18 protein-coding genes, 5 tRNA genes, 1 pseudogene and 1 other annotated feature are annotated in these 21,565 nt (G+C 45.1%); of the genes and pseudogenes, 10 read left to right on the top strand and 14 right to left on the bottom strand.

Annotated elements, in window-relative coordinates; translation table 11 throughout:
• The 3 genes from ACQ31U_RS02000 to wbaP all read left to right on the top strand — a co-directional run bounded on the left by ACQ31U_RS02000 (position 1) and on the right by wbaP (position 2,761).
• Positions 1–192 (top strand): AlbA family DNA-binding domain-containing protein, encoded by a 192-nt coding sequence (locus ACQ31U_RS02000; protein WP_431054260.1) that lies wholly within the window; start codon positions 1–3, stop codon positions 190–192.
• A 227-nt stretch (positions 193–419) separates the two neighbouring features.
• Positions 420–1,337, top strand: a complete 918-nt coding sequence (locus ACQ31U_RS01995; protein WP_431053412.1) for a glycosyltransferase family 2 protein — start codon at positions 420–422, stop codon at positions 1,335–1,337.
• A gap of 2 nt (positions 1,338–1,339) precedes the next feature.
• Positions 1,340–2,761: an undecaprenyl-phosphate galactose phosphotransferase WbaP gene (wbaP, locus tag ACQ31U_RS01990; RefSeq protein ID WP_431053410.1), complete on the top strand. Its 1,422-nt coding sequence runs from the start codon at positions 1,340–1,342 to the stop codon at positions 2,759–2,761.
• Between the two features lie 77 nt (positions 2,762–2,838).
• Here the strand turns inward: wbaP and sodA are convergent, their stop codons facing one another.
• Together sodA and ACQ31U_RS01980 are read right to left on the bottom strand one after the other, a co-directional pair.
• Complete coding sequence (sodA, locus tag ACQ31U_RS01985; RefSeq protein ID WP_431053408.1) at positions 2,839–3,486, bottom strand: superoxide dismutase [Mn]; 648 nt, start codon at positions 3,484–3,486, stop codon at positions 2,839–2,841.
• Between the two features lie 213 nt (positions 3,487–3,699).
• Entirely contained in the window at positions 3,700–5,976 is a 2,277-nt protein-coding gene (locus ACQ31U_RS01980; protein ID WP_431053406.1) for an NADP-dependent malic enzyme, read from the bottom strand.
• Between the two features lie 233 nt (positions 5,977–6,209).
• Here ACQ31U_RS01980 and rsuA point away from each other — a divergent pair, with 233 nt between their 5' ends.
• Positions 6,210–6,926 carry a 16S rRNA pseudouridine(516) synthase RsuA gene (gene rsuA, locus ACQ31U_RS01975; RefSeq protein WP_431053404.1) on the top strand — a complete coding sequence of 239 codons (717 nt, stop codon included), beginning with the start codon at positions 6,210–6,212 and terminating at the stop codon, positions 6,924–6,926.
• A 4-nt stretch (positions 6,927–6,930) separates the two neighbouring features.
• Positions 6,931–8,145 carry a Bcr/CflA family multidrug efflux MFS transporter gene (locus tag ACQ31U_RS01970; RefSeq protein ID WP_431053402.1) on the top strand — a complete coding sequence of 405 codons (1,215 nt, stop codon included), beginning with the start codon at positions 6,931–6,933 and terminating at the stop codon, positions 8,143–8,145.
• A gap of 162 nt (positions 8,146–8,307) precedes the next feature.
• Here ACQ31U_RS01970 and ACQ31U_RS01965 read toward each other — a convergent pair.
• Both ACQ31U_RS01965 and gltX read right to left on the bottom strand, forming a co-directional pair.
• Positions 8,308–8,383, bottom strand: a tRNA-Ala gene (locus ACQ31U_RS01965).
• A 122-nt stretch (positions 8,384–8,505) separates the two neighbouring features.
• On the bottom strand, positions 8,506–9,951 hold the full coding sequence (gene gltX / locus ACQ31U_RS01960; protein ID WP_431054259.1) for a glutamate--tRNA ligase: 1,446 nt from the start codon (positions 9,949–9,951) through the stop codon (positions 8,506–8,508).
• A gap of 172 nt (positions 9,952–10,123) precedes the next feature.
• Between gltX and ACQ31U_RS01955 the strand changes: the two genes are divergently transcribed.
• From ACQ31U_RS01955 to ACQ31U_RS01935, 5 genes are all read left to right on the top strand, one after another.
• Positions 10,124–10,199, top strand: a tRNA-Val gene (locus ACQ31U_RS01955).
• A 42-nt stretch (positions 10,200–10,241) separates the two neighbouring features.
• Positions 10,242–10,317, top strand: a tRNA-Val gene (locus tag ACQ31U_RS01950).
• Positions 10,318–10,360: 43 nt separating this feature from the next.
• Positions 10,361–10,436, top strand: a tRNA-Val gene (locus ACQ31U_RS01945).
• A 48-nt stretch (positions 10,437–10,484) separates the two neighbouring features.
• Positions 10,485–10,560 (top strand) — tRNA-Val (locus ACQ31U_RS01940).
• Positions 10,561–10,751: 191 nt separating this feature from the next.
• A complete protein-coding gene (locus tag ACQ31U_RS01935) occupies positions 10,752–12,530 on the top strand; it encodes an LTA synthase family protein (protein WP_431053400.1) in 1,779 nt (592 codons plus the stop codon).
• A gap of 49 nt (positions 12,531–12,579) precedes the next feature.
• Here the strand turns inward: ACQ31U_RS01935 and hisIE are convergent, their stop codons facing one another.
• The 10 genes and pseudogenes from hisIE to hisG all read right to left on the bottom strand — a co-directional run bounded on the left by hisIE (position 12,580) and on the right by hisG (position 21,308).
• Positions 12,580–13,197, bottom strand: a complete 618-nt coding sequence (gene hisIE, locus ACQ31U_RS01930; RefSeq protein WP_431053398.1) for a bifunctional phosphoribosyl-AMP cyclohydrolase/phosphoribosyl-ATP diphosphatase HisIE — start codon at positions 13,195–13,197, stop codon at positions 12,580–12,582.
• Positions 13,198–13,222: 25 nt separating this feature from the next.
• Positions 13,223–13,996, bottom strand: a complete 774-nt coding sequence (gene hisF, locus ACQ31U_RS01925; RefSeq protein ID WP_431053397.1) for an imidazole glycerol phosphate synthase subunit HisF — start codon at positions 13,994–13,996, stop codon at positions 13,223–13,225.
• On the bottom strand, positions 13,978–14,727 hold the full coding sequence (gene hisA, locus ACQ31U_RS01920) for a 1-(5-phosphoribosyl)-5-[(5-phosphoribosylamino)methylideneamino]imidazole-4-carboxamide isomerase (protein ID WP_431053395.1): 750 nt from the start codon (positions 14,725–14,727) through the stop codon (positions 13,978–13,980). The genes hisF and hisA overlap by 19 nt, the downstream gene beginning before the upstream one ends.
• Before the next feature lie 166 nt (positions 14,728–14,893).
• Positions 14,894–15,487, bottom strand: a complete 594-nt coding sequence (gene hisH, locus ACQ31U_RS01915) for an imidazole glycerol phosphate synthase subunit HisH (RefSeq protein WP_431053393.1) — start codon at positions 15,485–15,487, stop codon at positions 14,894–14,896.
• The gene (locus tag ACQ31U_RS01910; RefSeq protein WP_431053391.1) at positions 15,487–16,386 is read right to left on the bottom strand and encodes a hypothetical protein; all 900 of its coding nucleotides are present in this window, start codon (positions 16,384–16,386) and stop codon (positions 15,487–15,489) included. The genes hisH and ACQ31U_RS01910 overlap by 1 nt, the downstream gene beginning before the upstream one ends.
• A 91-nt stretch (positions 16,387–16,477) precedes the next feature.
• On the bottom strand, positions 16,478–17,572 hold the full coding sequence (gene hisB / locus ACQ31U_RS01905) for a bifunctional histidinol-phosphatase/imidazoleglycerol-phosphate dehydratase HisB (RefSeq protein WP_431053389.1): 1,095 nt from the start codon (positions 17,570–17,572) through the stop codon (positions 16,478–16,480).
• A gap of 17 nt (positions 17,573–17,589) precedes the next feature.
• Positions 17,590–18,651 (bottom strand): histidinol-phosphate transaminase, encoded by a 1,062-nt coding sequence (gene hisC / locus ACQ31U_RS01900; RefSeq protein WP_431053387.1) that lies wholly within the window; start codon positions 18,649–18,651, stop codon positions 17,590–17,592.
• A 9-nt stretch (positions 18,652–18,660) separates the two neighbouring features.
• Positions 18,661–18,969: pseudogene (locus ACQ31U_RS01895) on the bottom strand (type II toxin-antitoxin system death-on-curing family toxin); the annotation flags it as partial.
• Positions 18,970–19,114: 145 nt separating this feature from the next.
• A complete protein-coding gene (gene hisD / locus ACQ31U_RS01890) occupies positions 19,115–20,395 on the bottom strand; it encodes a histidinol dehydrogenase (protein WP_431053385.1) in 1,281 nt (426 codons plus the stop codon).
• 13 nt (positions 20,396–20,408) lie between these two features.
• Positions 20,409–21,308: an ATP phosphoribosyltransferase gene (gene hisG / locus ACQ31U_RS01885; RefSeq protein ID WP_431053383.1), complete on the bottom strand. Its 900-nt coding sequence runs from the start codon at positions 21,306–21,308 to the stop codon at positions 20,409–20,411.
• Positions 21,309–21,348: 40 nt separating this feature from the next.
• Positions 21,349–21,474, bottom strand: a sequence feature (His leader region).
• Positions 21,475–21,565: the final 91 nt, after the last annotated feature.

Genomic DNA, 21,565 nt, shown 5'->3' with positions numbered 1-21,565 from the left:
ATAATCAACCTCCTAGAATCAGATGCGGTTGAATTCAAACTCGCCCAAGGCAAAAGTGGTTTGCGTGAGTTACCTATTGACTTTTGGAAAAACTATTCGGCGATGGCAAATACTTATGGTGGGAAGATTATTTTAGGCGTTCATAAAATTTATTGTTACAGGTATCGAGAATATCGAAAAAGTCAAAACTGATCTATCTGATAATGTCACTGATAAAATTACATTGCGCAGGGTTAACTTGTTGAAATTTATAATAGAAGATTCTAGTATTATGATTGCAAGGTTATCATTTTTGCTTGCCGTCGCGGAACGTGCTATTAAACGTGATATTGAAAAACTTAAATCAGAAAAGCGGTTTGAGCGTATGGAAAGTGATATTAATGGGCGATGGCTCATAAAATAATAAGGAATAATCCAACATGATATTGCCAAAAGCCGCTTTAGTTATTCCAACCTATAATGCCGGGAAGCTAGGTGAAAAATGTTTTGCTAAAATTCAGCGGCAAGGTGTTCAGCCTGATGTGTTGGTGATTGATTCAAACTCGGCGGATAACACCGTGGAATTAGCGACAAAGTGCGGTTTTGCAACACATCGTATTTCACAGACGGATTTTAACCATGGTGGAACGCGAAATTTAGCAGTATCATTATTTATTCAAGATTATGATATTGTGATTTTTATGACGCAAGATGCCATTTTAGTGACTGACAATGCGATTGAAAATTTGCTAAAAGCTTTTGATAATCCTAAAGTTGCTGCTGTTTATGGTCGTCAGTTGCCACACGATAATGCTAATCCGTTGGCGGCACACGCGCGTTTATTCAATTATCCTGAACAATCGGTGGAGAAAAGTCAGGAAGATATACCGCACTTAGGCATTAAAACGGCGTTTATCTCGAACTCTTTTGCTGCGTATCGATTATCTGTGTTTAATGAATTAGGCGGTTTTCCTGATAATACCATTTTAGCGGAAGATATGTATTTGGCGGCAAAAATGATTTTGGCTGGTTATAACGTTGTTTATTGTGCTGAAGCAACGGTTCAACATTCCCACAACTATACGCTTTTGCAAGAGTTCCAACGTTATTTTGATATTGGTGTCTTTCAAAAAAATGAAAGTTGGATTCAGAAAAAATTTGGAACGGCAAGTTCTGAGGGTAAAAAATTTGTTCTGTCGGAAATCCGTTATTTATGGAACAATGCCCCTTGGCTATTGCCAAAAGCAGCATTGGCGACCTTGATGAAGTGGCTTGGATTTAAATTGGGATTCGCTTGGCAAAAATTACCATTAGCGTGCTGTAAACAATTGAGTATGTATAAAACGTTTTGGAAATAAAAATGATAAATAACCCCAAATTAGCGCCTAAAATTAATAAACTGGCATTGATCAGTTGTGATTTTATTACATATTTTTTCGCAATTTCAGTGGCTTATTATCTCTCTCCATTGGATGATTTTTCAATGGAGCAATTGGAGTTTAATGGTTCGTTGACGCGCTTGGGGGCTTTCAGTTTAATGGCATTTATTATGGTTGGTTGGCTTTGGGTTATTCACCGTCATTATACTTATCGCAAACCTTTTTGGGATGAACTAAAAGATATTTATTCCACTCTCGCCGTTGTTTTGTTGATTAATCTTGCCCTGTTGGTATTTATTGAAAAATCCCCGTCATTGGATACCTGGTTATATATTTCTGTCATTTTGTTTATTTGTTTTCCGTTCGCTCGTTTTCTTTGTAAAAAAATACTTCGCTATTTAGGCACGTGGGATATGGCTTGTGTGATTATCGGTAATGCGGAGAATGCACGTAATGCTTATAGAGCGATTAGTAGTGAAGTTAGTTTGGGTTATAAAATCAAAGCGTTTATCGATCCTATCGGGCGGATTCCGGTGACGGTAGAAAAAGGCGGTTATATTACAGAGGAACAGTTTTTTTCTCATTTAGAACACTATCAAAAGATTTTTATTGCATTGGAAAATCATCAAAACGACATGATGGAATATTGGATGCGTAAACTCTCGAGAACGGGCTTTCGTAATATTTCGATTGTTCCACCTCTACATGGTATTCCGTTATATGGAGCGGAGGTTTCGCATTTTTTTGGTTATGAAGCGATTGTGTTGCGGATTCATAATAATTTAGCCAAAAGATCTTCACGTATCATAAAAAGGACGTTCGATATTATCGCCTCATTCTTTTTATTATTGATTGCAAGTCCTTTATTTGGTTATTTATTTCTGAAAATTCGACAAGATGGAGGCTGTGCAACCTATAGCCAGATTCGAATTGGACGGAATGGCAAACCTTTTCATTGTTATAAATTTCGTACTATGGTGATGAATTCAAGTGCAATATTACAGGAGCTGTTAGCCAGCGATCAAACGGCACGAGAGGAATGGGCGAAAAGTTTTAAATTAAAAAATGATCCGAGGATCACCAACGTCGGACAGTTCCTGCGGAAAACCAGCTTAGATGAGTTGCCGCAGTTATGGAATGTTTTAAAAGGCGAAATGAGTCTGGTCGGACCTCGCCCCGTGATTCGGCAGGAATTGAAATTTTATAAAGATGATGTGAGCTATTATTATATGGTGCGTCCGGGGATGTCAGGCTTGTGGCAAGTGAGTGGGCGCAGTGATACTGATTATAATACACGTGTATATTTGGATGCTTGGTATGTTAAAAATTGGTCGTTATGGAATGATATTGCCATATTAGCAAAAACAGCCAATGTGGTGGTTCGTGGCAAAGGCGCTTATTGAAATAAAATGAGCTTATTGAATAGAAAATAAAGCAATAAAAAGCACTCAACCGAGTGCTTTTTCGTTAATTAAATTAATTACTTATCTTGGCAACAGCCTTTGCCTGCCAATTTTTTCTCAAAGCGCGCATTGGCTTCGTCCCAGTTGACCACATTCCAGAATGCTTTGATGTAGTCCGGACGGCGGTTTTGGTATTTCAAGTAATAGGCGTGTTCCCACACGTCTAAGCCTAAAACCGGGTAGCCTTCCACACCGGCGATGTCTTTGCCCATTAATGGCGAGTCTTGGTTGGCAGTGGAAACCACGGCTAATTTACCGTCGTTAATTACTAACCACGCCCAGCCTGAGCCGAAACGGGTGGCTGCCGCTTTTTCAAATTCCGCTTGGAAAGCTTCGACGGAGCCGAAATCACGTACGATGGCGTCTTTCAAGGCGCCTTGTAAGGTTGTGCCTAATTTTAAGCCTTTCCAGAACAGAGAATGGTTGGCGTGCCCACCGGCATTGTTACGCAGAGCGGTGCGTTTGTCAGCAGGAATTTTGTCCAAGTTAGCAATCAATTCACCCGGGCATTTGTCTTGCCATTCAGGCAATGTTTCCAATACCGCATTGGCATTGTTCACATAGGCTTGGTGGTGTTTGGAATGGTGAATTTCCATGGTTTGTGCGTCAAAGTGCGGTTCTAATGCGTCGTAGGCATAAGGTAGTTCAGGTAGAGTATAAGCCATTTTCATTTCCTCATCAGTTGAATAAAAAGTAGTTGAATAAAAACTGCCAGTAAAGAAGGCTTTTCGTTAGGAAAAGCGGATTGAATTTCATCACTAGTGTAGCAAATAAATTGATCGAGATCATTAAATGTTTATTTTTTGTGACGGAAGGCTATAAAAAAAGAGCAAGGATTAACCCTGCTCTTTGGTGCTTTATTTATCATTTATTTAGCGTCATTCTTTAGCCGCATTCACTGCTGCTACTGCGACCATATTGATAATCCGGCGGACGGAGGCGACCGGGGTCAGAATATGGGCGGATTGGCGCAAGCCCATTAACATCGGACCGACGGTGATCGCCGTGGTTGCGGAGCGTAGTAAGTTATAGCCGATACGCGCCGCTTCCATATTCGGCATGACCAAGAGGTTGGCTGAGCCTTTAAGCGGGCTGTCCGGCATGATGTTCTGGCGCAGTTTTTCTGAAAGTGCAATATCGGCGTGCATTTCACCGTCAATAATCAAGTTCGGGTCGCGTTGTTTCACCAATTCTAGTACTTTGCGCATTTTGACCGCACTTGGGTGGTCGGAAGCGCCGTAGTTGGAATGGGAGATTAAGGCAACCTTAGGTTCAATCCCGAAACGGCTCACTTCGGCGGCTGCCATTAAAGTGATTTCGGCTAATTCTTCCGCATCCGGATCTTGGTTTACAAATGCGTCAGTCACGAATACGTTTCCGCTCGGCATTACCAGCCCGTTTACGGTGGCGGCGGTTTTCACCCCGTCTTTTAAGCCAATCACATTGCGAATGGCTTTCAGGTGATCGGCATAAGAACCGACCAACCCGCAGATCATGCCGTCGGCGTAGCCTAAACGGACTAACATCGCCGCAATGGTGGTTGGGTTGATACGAATTTCTTGTTTTGCCAATGCCGGGGTAATGCCGCGGCGTTTCATAATGTCATAATAGCCGGTCCAGCAGGTTTCATAGCGATCATCTTTTTCAATATTGATGATTTCGTAATCAACGCCTTCTTCCAAATGCAGTCCCAGTTGTTTGATTCGCTGATGAATCACGTCCGGACGACCGATTAGGATTGGCAATGCGATTTCCAAGGTGGCGATTTCTTGTACCGCATGCAATACGCGCGGTTCTTCGCCGTCTGACATAATGATCCGTTTTTTGTCTAAGCGGGCTTGGGCAAAAATCGGTTTCATGAACAAGTTGGTTTTGTATACGAATTGGGTCAATTTTTCGATATAGACGTTCATATCCTCAATCGGACGCAAGGCAACGCCGGAATCCATTGCCGCTTGTGCCACTGCCGGGGCGATTTTGATGATCAAGCGCGGATCGAACGGTTTTGGAATCAGGTATTCAGCACCAAATGCCACTTCTTGCTCGCCGTAAGCCGAGGTGACCACTTCGTTTTGTTCGGCGTGTGCCAATTCGGCAATCGCATGCACCGCAGCCAGTTTCATCTCTTCGTTAATGGTGGTTGCGCCCACGTCCAATGCGCCACGGAAAATAAACGGGAAGCAGAGTACGTTATTCACCTGATTCGGGAAGTCGGAGCGACCGGTGCAGACAATCGCGTCGGGACGTACTGCTTTGGCGACTGGTGGCAAAATTTCCGGATCGGGGTTTGCCAACGCTAAAATAATCGGGCTTGGTCCCATGCTTTTCACCATTTCTTGTGTCAAAGCACCGGCGGCGGAGCAGCCCAAGAAAATATCCGCGTTTGGAATCGCATCGGCAAGTGAGCGTGTGCCGTTATCGTCAATCGCATAGAATTGTTTGGTTTCGTCCATACGCTCGGCGTCTTCACGTTGTTTATAGATGACGCCTTTGGAATCGCACACGGTGATATGGTTTTTCTCCATGCCTAATGCACGCAGTAAATTCAAGCAGGCAATCGCGGAAGCACCGGCACCGGAAACCACCAGTTTGACGTTTTTGATGTCTTTATTGACCACGCGCAAGCCATTTATCACCGCCGCCGCACAGATAATCGCGGTGCCGTGTTGATCGTCGTGGAACACCGGAATTTGCATACGCTCACGCAATTTTTTCTCGATATAGAAACATTCCGGGGCTTTGATGTCTTCCAGATTGATCCCGCCGAAAGTCGGTTCCAATGAGGCGATGATATCCACGATTTTATCCGGATCGCGTTCGTCGATTTCAATATCGAATACATCGACTCCGGCGAATTTTTTAAACAACACGCCTTTGCCTTCCATCACCGGTTTACCGGCAAGAGCGCCGATATTGCCTAAACCTAACACCGCCGTCCCGTTGGAAATTACACCGACTAAATTGCCGCGCGCCGTGTATTTATAGGCGGCTAACGGATCCTGCTGAATTTCAAGACATGGAATGGCAACGCCCGGCGAGTAGGCTAATGCCAGATCGCGTTGGGTAGCAAGGGATTTGGTCGGGGTAACTTCAATTTTTCCCGGCACCGGAAATTCATGAAAGTCCAGAGCGGCTTGGCGGAGTTGTTTATCCATTCTTAGTGTCCTCAATAGAGATGGGTGAAAATACTTGATAATTTGCTAAAAGGTTATCAAACATTGAAAGATGTGTGAAATTATACGCTTTATTTTACTAAAGTTAAAAACCCATAAAGGAGTATGTGATACAGCCCACAGAATTTTTTTTATTTTGAAATTTAATCCGCTCTGTATCTTTAGCAGCAAACGGGTACAATAAACAATTTATTGGTAAAAAAGGTTTTTTATTGGTGCGTTTAGATAAGTTTTTAGCAGAGCAGACCGGCTTGAGCCGTTCACAAGTGACGAAAATGCTGCGCAGCGGTTCGGTTGAACGGAATCAAACGGTGGTAAAGTCGGGAGCAACCCAAATTTCCGTCAGCGATCAGATTCTGTTGGACGGCGAGTTACTGCAATGGTTGGAAAGCGGGCAATACCTGATGTTATATAAGCCGCAGGGTTATATTTGTTCCCATGACGACGGCGAATACCCGACGGTGTATCATTTTTTTGATTATCCGTTACGCAACAAACTGCATTCGGTCGGGCGTTTGGATGTGGATACCACCGGTTTGGTGCTGTTGACCGATGACGGACAATGGTCGCACCGGATCACCTCACCGAAATTCTATTGTGAAAAAACCTATTTGGTGACGCTTGCCGATCCGATTGAAAACCACTACCAAAGTGCGGTTGAGCAAGGGATTTTGTTGCGCGGTGAAAAATCACCGACCAAACCGGCAAAATTGGAAATCCTTGATGATTACAACCTTAATTTGACCATCAGCGAAGGGCGTTATCATCAGGTGAAACGGATGTTTGCCGCGCTCGGCAACAAAGTGGCTGCCTTACACCGTTGGCGGATTGGCAATGTGGTGTTGGATGAGAAGTTAGACGAGGGCGAATACCGCACTTTGACTCAAAATGAAATTGACGGATTGCGCGAACGCCCGTCGGAAAATGGATAGATTTATGCTACACACAGAAAAAATCAGACAAATAAAGAAAAGCCCTGTATTTGTCTTAATTTTAGGGATTTTGGCGATGTTGCCGCCGTTGGCGATTGATATGTACTTGCCTTCGTTTTTAGATATTGCCCGTGATCTCAAGGTTAACTCGGAAAAAGTCCAGAATACGTTGGCTTTATTTACGCTCGGTTTTGCCATCGGGCAATTGCTGTGGGGGCCGGTTGCCGATAGTTTTGGGCGCAAGTTGCCGATTTTGATCGGTACGCTGGTGTTTGCCGCCACCGCACTTTTCTTGACGCAGGTCGAGAATATCGAAAACTTCTTGCTACTCCGCTTTATTCAAGGCTTTTTCGGATCGGCTTCGGCGGTGGTCTTAGGCGCCCTGCTACGTGATTTGTTCTCGAAAAATTACTTTTCGAAAATGATGTCGATGATCATGCTGGTGTCGATGATTGCGCCATTGCTGGCGCCGTTTATCGGCGGTAATCTGGCGAAATTTTTCCACTGGCACTCGATATTCTATGTACTGACTTTTTTTGGCATTTTGAGTTGTGTTTTAGTGTTGTGGAAAATTCCGGAATCGCAACCGATAGAAAAACGTGTGCCGTTCAGCTTGAAAACGGTGTTGCGCAATTTTGCCTTATTAATTCGCGAAAAAGCCGTGGTCGGCTATGTCTTGGCGGGGGCGTTTTCTTTTGCCGGCATGTTCTCGTTTCTGACCTCCGGCTCGATCGTGTATATTGATATCTATCAGATTGCGCCGGAAAATTTCGGTTATTTCTTCATTATGAATATGTCGGTAATGATCCTATTTACCTCGATCAACGGGCGCATGGTAGTGAAAGTCGGGGCGGAAAAAATGCTGCGTTTCGGTTTGACCATGCAATTTTTAGCGGGCTGTTGGTTGTTGCTGGTGGCGGTGTTTGATCTCGGTTTCTGGCCGATGGCGTTGGGCATTGCGGCTTTTGTCGGTATGCTGTCGATTATCGGCTCTAATGCGATGGCCTCGATTCTGGATCGCTTTCCTCAGGTTGCCGGCACCGCAAATTCCTTAGCCGGCACGATTCGTTTTGGCACCGGGGCGATTGTCGGTTTCTTAATTTCACTGGTTCCGGTCACAAGTGCGGTACCGATGTTGTTGTCGATGTTTTTATGTACCCTGATTTCGGTGCTGAGCTACTATTTTCTGACCTATCGCGGATTGTCGAACACAGAATAAAATCCAAGTTGAATTAAACAAAGAAGGGCTGAACGCCGGATTAAGCGGTGTTCGGCTTTTTTATGCGCAATAGATGATAGAAACGGTTAGGCAGAAAAATTTAATAGGATTATCGTGAGCTTAAGGATTTTTATCATCAGAGGTGCTGAATAAAACAATATTTGGTGGAGATAGACGGGATCGAACCGACGACCTCTTGCATGCCATGCAAGCGCTCTCCCAACTGAGCTATATCCCCATATCAGAATGGATTTGATGAGCTGTTCATCAAAGTGCGGCTATATTAATAACCGCACTTGAATCTGTCAATCTGATTTATTGGCTTTATGGTTTAAATGCCTAAAATTAAATCAGTCGTGCTTAAGCCGCGTGAATATTTTGGATAAATTCAATCGCTTTTTGAATCCGCGCCAAGCTGCGTTCCCTGCCGATCCCGACAAGGGTGACGTCCAACGACGGCGATTGTCCGCTGCCGGTGACGGCAACGCGCAACGGCATACCGACTTTGCCCATGCCCAATTCGAGTTCGGCGGCGGTTTGCTCAATTGCGTGATGAATATCCGCCGCATTCCAGTCGCGAAGTGCGGTGAGTTTTTGCAATACTAAACTTAACGGCTCAACTGTTGTCGCTTTGAAATGTTTCTTGACCGCACTTTCATCAAATTGGCTAAAATCTTCGAAGAAATAACGGCTTGCCGCCGCCATTTCTTTTAAGGTTTTGCAACGCTCGCCAAGCATTTCGACCACGTTTGCCAAACTCGGACCATTGCTGGTGTCAATTTGCTGATCCTGCATATGCCATGCTAAGTAACCGGCGACTTTTTCCGCCGGTAATTCGCGGATATAGTGGTGGTTCAACCATAACAATTTATCGTGGTTAAACGAGCTTGCCGAGCGACTGACGGAAGTCAGGTTAAATAACGCCACCATTTCTTCACGGCTAAACACTTCCTGATCACCGTGTCCCCAACCCAAACGCACCAGGTAGTTGTTTAGCGCTTCCGGCAGATAGCCGTTGTCGCGGTATTCCATCACGCTGACTGCGCCGTGACGTTTGGAGAGTTTTTGCCCGTCCTCGCCTAAAATCATGGAAACGTGGGCATACACCGGCACAGGTGCGCCTAAGGCTTTGAGGATATTGATTTGACGCGGGGTGTTGTTGATATGATCTTCACCGCGTACTACGTGGGTGATACCCATATCCCAATCGTCCACCACCACACAGAAATTGTAGGTCGGCGCCCCGTCGGTGCGGCGGATAATCAGATCGTCCAATTCCTGATTGCTGATTTCAATTTTGCCGCGAATCGCGTCATCAAAGATAACCGAACCTTCGGTCGGATTTTTAAAGCGTACTACATGCGGTTCATCGGCGTGATGGTTGTGATCGTGCAAGCAATGGCGGTCATAGCGCGGTTTTTCTTTATTTTGTTCTTGCTGTTCGCGCAACGTTTCCAACCGCGCTTTGCTGCAATAGCAACGGTATGCCAAGCCTTGTTCCAACATTTGGTCGATCACTTGGTTATAACGGTCAAAACGTTGGGTTTGGTAATAAGGCCCGTGTTCCCAATGCATATCCAACCATTCCATCGCTTCCAGAATCGCATCGGTGGCGGCTTGGGTGGAACGTTCCAAATCGGTGTCTTCAATCCGTAATACAAATTCGCCTTGGTTGTGGCGGGCATACAACCAAGAGTAAAGTGCGGTGCGCGCGCCGCCGACGTGCAAAAAGCCGGTCGGACTCGGGGCGAAACGGGTTCTGACGTTGACATCGGGATTAAAATCGAAAAGCGGTTGAATATTCATCATTGACCTTATAGCTGGCTAAAAAACAATGGCGGTTATTGTAGCGGTCAAGTGGGCGTATGGGTAGATCAAATTGCATTGATATGTTTATTTTTACGACAATTAACGCGAAAAAAGGAAAAAATCATTGACTGAAAGCCAACACCAATTATAATGCTCGCTCACAACAAACGGGCGATTAGCTCAGTTGGGAGAGCACCTCCCTTACAAGGAGGGGGTCACTGGTTCGAGACCGGTATCGCCCACCACTTTTTTCAAGTGTCCGTTTGTTGTTATAAGTTTGACCTAGCGGGCGATTAGCTCAGTTGGGAGAGCACCTCCCTTACAAGGAGGGGGTCACTGGTTCGAGACCGGTATCGCCCACCACTTCCGCGCAAACTTATCCCATGATTTTAAGGCAATCTTAAGTGGGCGATTAGCTCAGTTGGGAGAGCACCTCCCTTACAAGGAGGGGGTCACTGGTTCGAGACCGGTATCGCCCACCACTTAAGACTTAAAATCACACCGCACTTAATCAGTTTCTGATTAGCGTCGGGCGATTAGCTCAGTTGGGAGAGCACCTCCCTTACAAGGAGGGGGTCACTGGTTCGAGACCGGTATCGCCCACCACTTTTCTTATTTCTAATCCGAAAAGAACACAAGACGAAAACAATCTAAAATAGTATAATATTTGATTATTGTTCTCATTATTCTATTTTATTATGCAATATCTGTTTTTGCCTTTGCGTATTTTAGCGTTTTCTGCACTCTTATTTGCTTTTTGTCGTTTACTGTTTATCGGCTTATACCCCGATTATTTTTTGAAATTAAACGTCACACAATTGCTGCACGCATTTGCGCAAGGCTTCCGTTTTGATATGCATATCAGTGTGATCGCACTGGCATTGGTATTGCTGATAACAGGGTTGCCTTTTCGTTTTGCTCAACGGAAAAGTATCTTAAAAACAGCAAGCTATATTGGTTTGCTAATTTTACTGTTGATGTTGACACTAACGCTGTTTGACTTGACCTATTTCGGTGAAGTTTACCGCCATCTCGGACAAGAATTGTTTCAAATCAGCGCAGATCTTGATGTGGTTTTAGAATTGGCATTTACCTCGCGCCTTGCTTATACGATTTCAGGGCTGATTCTGTTTGTTTTAACGGTTGTACTGTATAAAAAATACGTTATTAAGCCGATTGAAAAAAATCATTTTCCTCTGATTCAACCTATTTGGCTACGTCTTATTATTTACGTTGTATTTTTAGGGTTTTGCTTTTGGTTGGCACGAGGCATGATTACCCAAAGCCGCCCTATCGGTTATGCCGATGCGTTCCAAAATAATGCTTCCGCAGCCGAATCCAATCTAACCTTGAACAGTATTTTTGTGATTTGGAAAGAAGGAAAAAACCGTAAAAACAACACCGCATTAGATCTGTTGACAGATGATGAAGCACGGCAATGCGAAACGCGCTGCGTATCGGATTTTCAGTTCCGGGCAACCACGCCGGCAACACAGAAAAATGTGGTTTTTATTTTATTGGAAAGTTGGAGCTACGACTACATTGATGGTTTAAGTGGTAACAGTTATGGGGCAACACCGTTTATCGATTCGTTAATCCCCAAATCACAGGTGTGGGATAATTTCTATGCCGCTGGTCAGCGCAGTATTATAGGTATTCAAGCGGTGTTAACCTCAACCCCGGCTTTAAACAATTTCCCGACCTTAGGATTTGGGCTGGAATTAAACCGATTGAATAAACCGGCGGATATTTTGAATAAACATAACTACCGCACTTTGATGATGCAATCCTCAAACCGGCGTTCATTTAATATGGACGGCATTGCCAATATTTTAGGTTTTCAAGAATATTACGGCAAAGAGGATATTCCGCTGGTGCGCGAATATCCGCAGCCAACGCCAAAATTTGGCTGGGATTATGACAGTTTAATGTTTTTAAACCAAAAATTGAGTGAAACACAACAGGCGGATAAGCCGTTTTTCTCTTTTTTATTTACCGGTACAACCCATGAACCTTTTGCAGATCCAGGCAAAGCATTTCATCTTTATCCCCACGATAAACTGGGCGAAAACGGTTTTTTGAATACGTTACGCTACAGCGATTGGTCATTGCAACAATTTATGCAGGCGGCAGAAAAGCAGGCTTGGTATCAAAATACCATTTTTATTTTTAGTGCCGATCATGTGTTAAAGACAAATTCGGATCAATTACCGGAACAGTTTCATATTCCGTTGATCATCTATACTCCCGACGGCAGTTTAACGCCACTGCGGCATTCAGAATTGGCGACACAATACGATTTGTTGCCGACCATTATGGATCTCTTAGGTATTAACGATCCGATTAGCACCTTTGGGCAATCGTTAATTCAGCCTAATGAAAATAATTCGCCACTAATGCTGAATCGAGGAAATGTGATTGGTGTTCTCACTCAACATGGAAATGCGGTGTTGCAAGACAAACAACAGGTTGAATTAAGCAATTCATCGGCAATGCTACAAAATGAAATTCAGAAGTTAAAATGGAAAATTATTGGCGCAGAAAGAAAGTTAAAGAAAAATCAGTGGGTTGAATAAATCAAAGTTAAAACGGCATTCTTACTTATTGTGAGAATGCCGTTTTTCTTTATTTCGAATGCCGCTCTTTCAACTTACCAATTACGTCCGCCCAAGCCAGATCAGCGTCTTGCAACAGTACGGTTAAATGATAGGCTAAATCAGCCGCTTCACAAATGGTTTCATTGTGATCTTTCACCGTTGCCGCAAGTGCGGTTTCAACCCCTTCTTCGCCGACTTTCTGCGCAATGCGTTTTGTGCCGCGTGAATAGAGGAGGGCTGTATAAGAACTTGACGGATCTGCGCCTTTGCGAGCCGCGATTAAGCGTTCTAACTTGCTAAAGAAAATCCAATCCGGTTCGTTTTTATTGCTAAATTGGTGGAAACAGCTTTCCGCCCCGGTGTGGCAGGTTTTACCAATCGGATTGGCTAAAATCAATAACGTATCGTTATCGCAATCCAAACTCATATCCACCACATTCAGGAAATTGCCTGAAGTTTCACCCTTAGTCCATAAGCGTTGTTTGGTGCGTGAAAAAAAAGTCACTTTTTTCTCGTTCAAGGTTTTGGCTAACGCTTCCTGATTCATATAGCCCAGCATTAACACTTCGCAAGTGGTGGCGTTTTGCACGATCACCGGCAGCAGATTATCCACTTTTTGCCAGTCGATTTGTTGTAGATCTAACATTGTTTTATCCTATTATTTTTTACACTTAACGGCGCACTTCCACACCTTGCCGCGCAAGATAGGTTTTTAATTCGCCGATATTGATAATTTGCTTATGAAACACGCTTGCCGCAAGTGCGCCGTCTACATTGGCTTGCACAAAAGCGTCACGGAAATGTACCATTTCGCCGGCACCGCCCGAGGCAATCAACGGCACATGGCATATTGCACGCACCGCACTTAGCTGGGTTAAATCATAGCCTTGGCGTACGCCGTCTTGGTTCATCATATTCAACACGATTTCGCCTGCGCCGCGTTGTTGCACCTCTTGCACCCAGTCGAGCAACTGCCAGTTGGTTTGACGGGTGCGGGTTTCATCGCCGGTATATTGATTGACCCAATATTTGCCGCTGCTTTGCTCGAACCAACTGTCAATGCCGACCACAATCGCCTGTACCCCGAAACGATCCGCCAAACGGGAAATCAAATCCGGATCAGCCAACGCAGGGGAGTTAATGGAAATTTTATCCGCACCGAATGCAAACAGCTTTTCGGCATCGTCGATGGTTTTAATCCCCCCGGCGACACAAAACGGAATATCGATCACTTCCGCCACCCGCTCGACCCAGCTTTTGTCTACCGTACGACCGTCCGACGAGGCGGTAATATCGTAAAATACCAGTTCATCGGCACTTTCATAGGCGTAGCGTTTCGCCAACGGCACGATGTCGCCGATAATTTCGTGGTTGCGGAATTGCACGCCTTTCACCACCTGCCCGTCACGCACATCTAAACAAGGAATTATCCGTTTTGCCAACATTCGATTGCCTCCGCCACCGTAAATTTGCCTTCCAATAGGGCGCGTCCGATAATCACCCCGGCCACGCCCGTGCCTTTCAATGCTGCCACATCGGCAAGCGAACCGATACCGCCGGAGGATTGGAATTGAATGGTCGGATATTTGGCACAGATTTCGCGGTATAAATCCACGTTCGAACCTGCCAATGTACCGTCACGGGAAATATCGGTACATAAAACGTGTTGTAAACCGACCGATTGGTAATCTTCAATCAATTCCTCAAGCGACACACCGCTCGCTTCCTGCCAACCGCTAATCGCAATAATTTTCTCGCCGTTGGCAGCGATGTTGACATCTAACGCAAGTACAAATTTCTCGGCAGCGTATTTTTCAAACCAGCGTTTGACCATGTTGCGTTCTTTTACCGCGGTTGAGCCAATCACGACCCGATTCGCGCCCACCGCCAATAAATCCGCCACATCTTGTTCGCTACGAATACCGCCGCCCACTTGCACCGGGCAATTTGTCGCTTTGATAATCTTGCCGATTAACCCCGTTTGGCGTTTTGCCGGATTTTTTGCTCCGGTCAGATCCACCAAATGCAACTGTTCCGCCCCTTGTGCCACATAATCGGCAAAAAGTGCGGTCGGATTGGAGGAATAATTGGTCTGCTTGCCGTAATCCCCTTGATGTAAACGCACCACTTGCCCATCGATCAGGTCAAGGGCGGGGAGAATAATGGATTTTTTCATAGTATTTTCCTTATCCGACAGCGGCAAAGCCGCAATCGGTTACGCATAAGTCAGCCGCTTTGCGGCTGTTCCATATAAGTTAATGTTCTTTGCATACTGAGTGGCAAAGCCACTCAACTATGCGTAACCGCTTGCGACGTCAGTCGCTGGCGGAAACTAAGCTAGATTAGACATTCTCCACAAAATTCCGCAACAACTGCGCCCCGGCTTTGCCTGAACGTTCCGGGTGGAATTGTACGCCGTAAAAGTTTTTGTAGCCCAATGCGGTGGAGAACGCTACGCCGTAGTCGCAGCTGGCGATGGTGTTTTCGTTGGGCAAGACTGCATAGCTATGCACAAAATAAAAATGGCTGTCTTGTTCAATCTCCGCAAACAGCGGATGAGCCGCTTGATACCGCACTTGATTCCAGCCCATATGCGGCAAGGGTAAGCCGGTGTCGGGAATCAACTCGGTGCGTCCGCGCATTAATTCTAAGGTGGCTAAATTGCCTTCGCTGGAAAATTCGGTCATTAACTGCATGCCCAAACAGATACCCAGTACCGGTTGCGTTAGCTGTCGGATCGTTTCGATTAAATTGCGATCGGTTAGATTTTTCATCGCCGCAAGTGCGGTGCCGACTCCCGGCAACAGCAGTTTATCGGCTGCTTTGATTTCCGCTAAATCTCGGCTGATTTTCGCCTGATAGCCCAAACGATCAAACGCGAATTTTACCGAGGACAGATTGGCACAGCCAGTGTCGATAATAGTTATTCTTTGCACTAATTACTCCTAAAATACAACATGTTATTAGATAAATGAAAACTATCATTTTTATCTAATAAAATAAATTTCTTAAATCCTGATAAATCAGGTGCTTTAATAGTTCTAAATTTTGGTTCTTCAAATAAAGTATCAATTTTTAGAGATTTTTTCCTATGATTTTTCAGTAAAAAATCATAAAAATTAGGTGTATTGATATGTTCAGCAATCATCAAATATTCAATAGTAACTTTATTATTATCTATTGTAAGACAAGGGTATATTTCTCCATCACGAGATCCGATGGATGCACACATTGATGAATACTGTAAAAGAGGGAAAGAATCTTTCCATATTGATAAAATATTTTTAATTGCCTCTAATCTTATATTCGAAGACCATATGGTAATATACCCACTAACTATTCTTTCCCAAATTGGATCGCTTTTCGGGTATGGTTTTCCTGACCAATAATTAACTATATTTTCTATAGCGTTTGGTTTTAGACTATAGTTTTCATTTAGAATATGAGCAATCCAGTTAGAGTCAACCCTAGTTGATTTATTGGCAGCTACACCTACGTCAGCCAAATATTCATCAGAAAAATGTTTTCCCCAATTTTCATTTTCCCATATCCTAGCGACTGAATCGACTTCATCAAATACAAAAACACCTCTCAATCTAGATACACACTGAGGAAAAAATAACTTTCGTATATTATCTATATATATCTCACTTTGGATTCTATTGATGTTATTTGATATAAGCATATCAGACATCATTATTGACAGCATAGAATCTTTCGTATTTAATGTATCTACACTGCCAAAAAATCCGCGAGCTATATTCCAAGCCGAGACTGGATAATCATAATCAAGGTATATAAATCCTTCAAAATCTTCAGTGCCCAAATTATTCATTACAAATTTTTTCCTATTTTTAAAATAGCGAATAAGTTTATAAAAACTAAGTGTAGCGTTCTTAGTCTTAAAAATAATTCCATTACTCTTACTACAACACCCCTTTCGAGCTTGGCAACTGGTCGCTTTCAATTCGAATCGCTTGGCGTAAGGTTCTTCCGAAGGCTTTGAAAATCGCTTCCACTTGGTGGTGGGCGTTTTTGCCTTTGACACTTAAATGTAAGGTGCACGCCAGTGCGTAAGAGAGCGATATAAAGAAGTGTTCCGCCATTTCGGTGCTGAAATCGCCTACTTTATCGCGGGTGAATTTGGCTTTGAATTTCAGATATGGACGACCGGACAAGTCCATCGCGCATTCCGCTTTGCATTCGTCCATCGGCAGCACAAAACCGAAACGGGCAATGCCGCGTTTGTTGCCTAAGGCTTGTTTCAAGGCTTCGCCCAAGGCAAGTGCGGTATCTTCGATGGTGTGGTGATCGTCGATATGCAGATCGCCGTCCACCGTCACTTTCATGCGGAAACCGCCGTGGGTGGCGATTTGATCAAGCATGTGATCGAAAAAGCCTAAACCGGTTTTGATCTCGTTCATGCCTTGCTCGTCCAGCCACACTTCAACCCGAATATCGGTCTCTTTGGTGGTGCGCACAACGGCGGCATGGCGTGGTTTGAAGCCGGCTTTGCGAATGCGTTTTGCCAGAATTTTCTCGGCGATCAAATCCCAATTCAGTTTTTCAGGGTGATACTGCAAGCCGGCAATACCTAAGTTATCCGCCAGTTGCATATCGGTGGAACGATCGCCGATCACATAGCTGTGTTTCGGATCGAACAGCCCTTTATTGATATACTTTTTCAACAGCCCTAATTTCGGTTTACGGCATGCGCAGTTGTCTTCCGGGCGGTGGGGACAAATCAGCACCTCATCAAACTCAATTCCCTGCGAGCGGAACAGTTCCATCATCGCATTGTGCGGTTTGTCAAAATCGGCTTGTGGCAGCGACTCCGTGCCTAAGCCGTCTTGATTGCTCACCATCACGAAACGGAAGCCTTTATCGCGTAATTTGAGTAATGCCGGAATCACATTCGGCTCGAATTTCAGCTTTTCCAGCGTATCAATCTGGAAATCGGCTTTCGGCTCGTCAATCAAGGTACCGTCGCGGTCGATAAACAGAATTTTTTGTTGTGTCATGATGTTGTCCTTATTGTTTATTTTGATGAAATCGCCCGAATCGCCTCAACCATGCGGCGGTTTTCTTGTTCTGAACCGACGGTGATCCGAATGCAGTTGCTTAAGCCGAGAGCTTTATGTTGATCGCGTAAGATAATACCCTGATCCCATAAGGTTTTGAAGATGTGGTTGCCGTTATCGAATTTCACCAAAATATAGTTGGCTTCGCTGGCAAAGATTTTTTCGACGCACGCCAGTGATTGCAGCTCATTAATTAACCAAGTGCGGTATTCGACCACTTCCGCAACCCGTTGGCACATGGCGGTTAAGCCGCGGTTATCTAAGGCTTGGCAAGCCAGATCCGAAACCGGTACGGGGATTGGATACGGCGCGATCACTTTTTGTAATACATGAATCAATTCAGGATTTGCCAAGGTGAAACCGCAACGTAAACCGGCGAGGGCAAAGGCTTTGGATAAGGTGCGGATAATCGCCAAGTGCGGATAGTTCGCCAATTCATTGCTGAATGTCGCTTGCGGACAAAATTCGATATAGGCTTCATCGACCACCACAATCGCGCGATCACGGGTCATTTCCAATAAGGTTAATAAATCCTCACGCTTGACTAAATTGCCGGTCGGGTTATTCGGGCTACAGACGAAAATCACTTTGACTTGCTCAAGATTTTTTTCGATTTCGGCTAAATTCAATTGGAAATCGGCAGTCAGCGGCACGGTTTTGGTTTGAATGCCACAGGTTTCGGCACTCACCGCGTACATGCCGTAAGTCGGCGGACAATACAGCATCTTGTCGTCCGCTTCGCAAAAGGCACGGATAATCAGCTCAATGCTTTCGTCACCACCGCGGCTGACCAGCACATTTTCCGCCTGCAAACCGGCATAAGCGGCATAACGCGCCAGCAGTTGTTGCGGCTGTGATTCGGGATAGCGGTTAAAAGTGCGGTTCTGTAAATTAAGATCGGGCGAAGTCGCATATTCATTGGCATTCAGCCACACATCGCCCTTGCCGCCTAAGCGACGTGCCGATTGATAGGGCGTTAAGGCTTGAATATTTTTGCGTGCAAGTTGTGAAATTGTCATGGGGTTTCCTTAATCCTGTTCGTTGCTTTCTTTTAATAAAATAAAATGTTCGATTAATTTAATCATTAATTCTTTTTGTTCAGGCAAACTTTCTGCCACTAATAATGCTAAGGCAATCAGCGTGTTATCATTAATCAGTTGTTCAACCTGCTTGGCTAATAATGCCTGATTGAGCTGTAAATACCACAAAAACAAAAATGATCCGGTGCGTTTATTGCCGTCCGCCAATGCATGATTTTTTATCACAAAATAGAGCAAATGCGCGGCACGGCTGGCAACATTCGGATAAAACGGATCATCGCCAAAGCCTTGTTCAATACGGTTGCCATTTGTGCTTGTGATAGCCAAACGGTTTCATGATTGAATTTAACATCTACTTGAATTTGTTGATCTTTACTTGTATAAATCTGAATTTGGTTTGTCATCATTTTTCCCTAAAGACAACCGCACTTTGCGTTTATCTTTATCCCATCTTCGCCAAACGAATACTCACCGCTTGTTTATGTGCGTCCAGCTGCTCGGCGGCTGCCATTAATTCAACGGTTTTTGATAAATCTTTAAAGCCTTGCGGGGTGAGTTCTTGCACTGTCATACGTTTGCTGAAATCCGCTAAGCCAAGGCTTGAACTGGTGCGCGAGTAGCCGTAGGTCGGCAGCACATGGTTGGTGCCGCTGGCGTAGTCGCCCATGCTTTCGGGGGAGTATGCGCCTAAGAAAATCGAACCGGCGTTGTCCAACTGCGGTAATAAGGCGCGGGCGTTTTCCACTTGCACGATTAAATGTTCCGGTGCATAGGCGTTGCTGATTTGCACGCATTGCTGCAAATCGTCAGCGACGATGGTGCGGCTGTGGCGCAGGGCTTGGCGTGCGGTTTCGGCGCGCGACAAGCCGGCAAGCTGCCGTTCAATCGCAAGTGCGGTCTGTTCGGCTAAGGTTTTGCTTGGGGTGACCAAAATCACTTGGCTGTCTGCACCGTGTTCCGCTTGCGACAATAAGTCGCTTGCCACGAAATCAGGATCGGCAAATTCATCGGCAATCACCAACACTTCGGAAGGCCCTGCCTGCATATCAATCGCCGTGCCGAGTTGTGTGACTTGGCGTTTGGCTTCGGTCACAAAGGCGTTGCCCGGCCCGAAAATTTTATCGACTTTCGCCACGCTCTCCGTACCGAACGCCATCGCAAACACCGCCTGTGCGCCGCCCACCGCATAGATGGTTTCTATGCCGCACAGGTTGGCGGTATACAGAATTTCATCGGCAATCGGCGATGGCGTGCACAGTACCACTTTTTGACAACCTGCGATTTTTGCCGGAATGGAAAGCATTAGCACGGTAGAAAACAGCGGCGCAGAACCACCGGGAATATACAAACCGACTTTATTAATCGGGCGGGTCAGCACTTCGCATTTTACTCCGGCTTGGGTTTCCACTTCGATCACGCTCGGTTTCTGCGCTTGGTGAAATGCGTCGATATTGCGATACGCATTTTGAATCGCTTGTTTCAACTCATCAGGCACACGGCTGGCGGCTTGGGCGATCTGTTCGCTTGAAACGGTGAGCGTTTCCAACCGCACTTTGTCGAATTTTTCGGTCAACTCAAGTAAGGCGCTATCGCCGTTTTGCTGCACCTTGGTTTTAATCTCATTCACTGCCTGCTCGATACTGGCGGAATTGGTGATTGCAGGGCGTTCAAGTGCGGTAAGCTGTTCCGCTTGAGAAAGTTGATTCCAAATGATTGTATTCATTATTATGTCCTTATTAACCCATCATCTTCTCTATCGGCAACACCAAAATCGAGCTTGCGCCGACTTCTTTCAGTTGTTCCATGGTTTCCCAGAACAGGTTTTCTTGGCTGACGACATGCATTGCCACTTTGTCGTCATCGTGTGCCAGCGGCAGAATGGTCGGGTGTTCCACCCCCGGTAACAGTGCGGTGATTTCGTCCAGTTTGTCTTTCGGCGCGTGCAGCATAATGTATTTACTTTCGCTGGCTTGTTGCACCCCTTGAATTCGAGTCAGCAGTTTATTGACCAAGGCTTGTTTTTCTTCGCTTAACTCGGCGGCACGTTGGATTAAGCAGGCTTTGGATTGATAAATAATTTCCACTTCGCGCAAGCCGTTGGCTTCTAAGGTTGCGCCGGAAGAAACCAGATCACAAATCGCCGTGGCTAAACCGGCGGTCGGTGCCACTTCGACCGAACCGGTCAATAAACAGTTTTTAAACGGTACGCCTTCTTCCTGCATATAGCGTTTCAGCAAATTCGGGTAAGAGGTGGCGATACGCGCGTCGGTTAAATCTTGCACGCCGTTGTATGCCATGTCGCGCGGTACGGCGAGTGATAAGCGGCAACCGCCGAACTCAAGGCGTTTCAACATCTTGTATTGCACTTCGTCACCGGCAGACAACCGTCCCAACTCTTCTTCTTCCAATACGTTTTCGCCGATAATGCCCAAATCGACCACGCCGTCGAACACCAAGCCCGGAATATCGTCATCACGCACGCGCAGAATATCAATCGGCATATTTTCCGAATAGGCGATTAAGCGTTGTTCGTTCCAGTTGATTTTCACGCCGCACTGTTTCAGCAACGCTTGTGATTCTTTGCTTAAACGCCCGGATTTTTGCATAGCGATACGTAAACGTTTTTTATCCAACATAGTCAGTCCTTATTCATTCCAATTTTAAAATGCCTGTAAAAAAATAAACCCCTCGAAAGTATCCTTCCGAGGGGTCGTTATTGCTTTGCCGTACTTAACTCGGAAGAGGTTTATCTTCCAAGCAACACCAAACGCCTGAAAGAAGAATCAGGGGTGATGGTGATGAGCAGTACGGATTAAATTCATGTGTTTTGTTCCTTTAAAACAGATGTGGTTAACATACTGAATCCGCTTTTATTATGCAAGTATTATTTGCA

Source organism: Testudinibacter sp. TW-1, assembly GCF_050613185.1.
GTDB lineage: Bacteria > Pseudomonadota > Gammaproteobacteria > Enterobacterales > Pasteurellaceae > Chelonobacter.
Note: the sequence above shows the minus strand (reverse complement) of the source record. Positions and strands in the feature narration are given on the sequence as shown.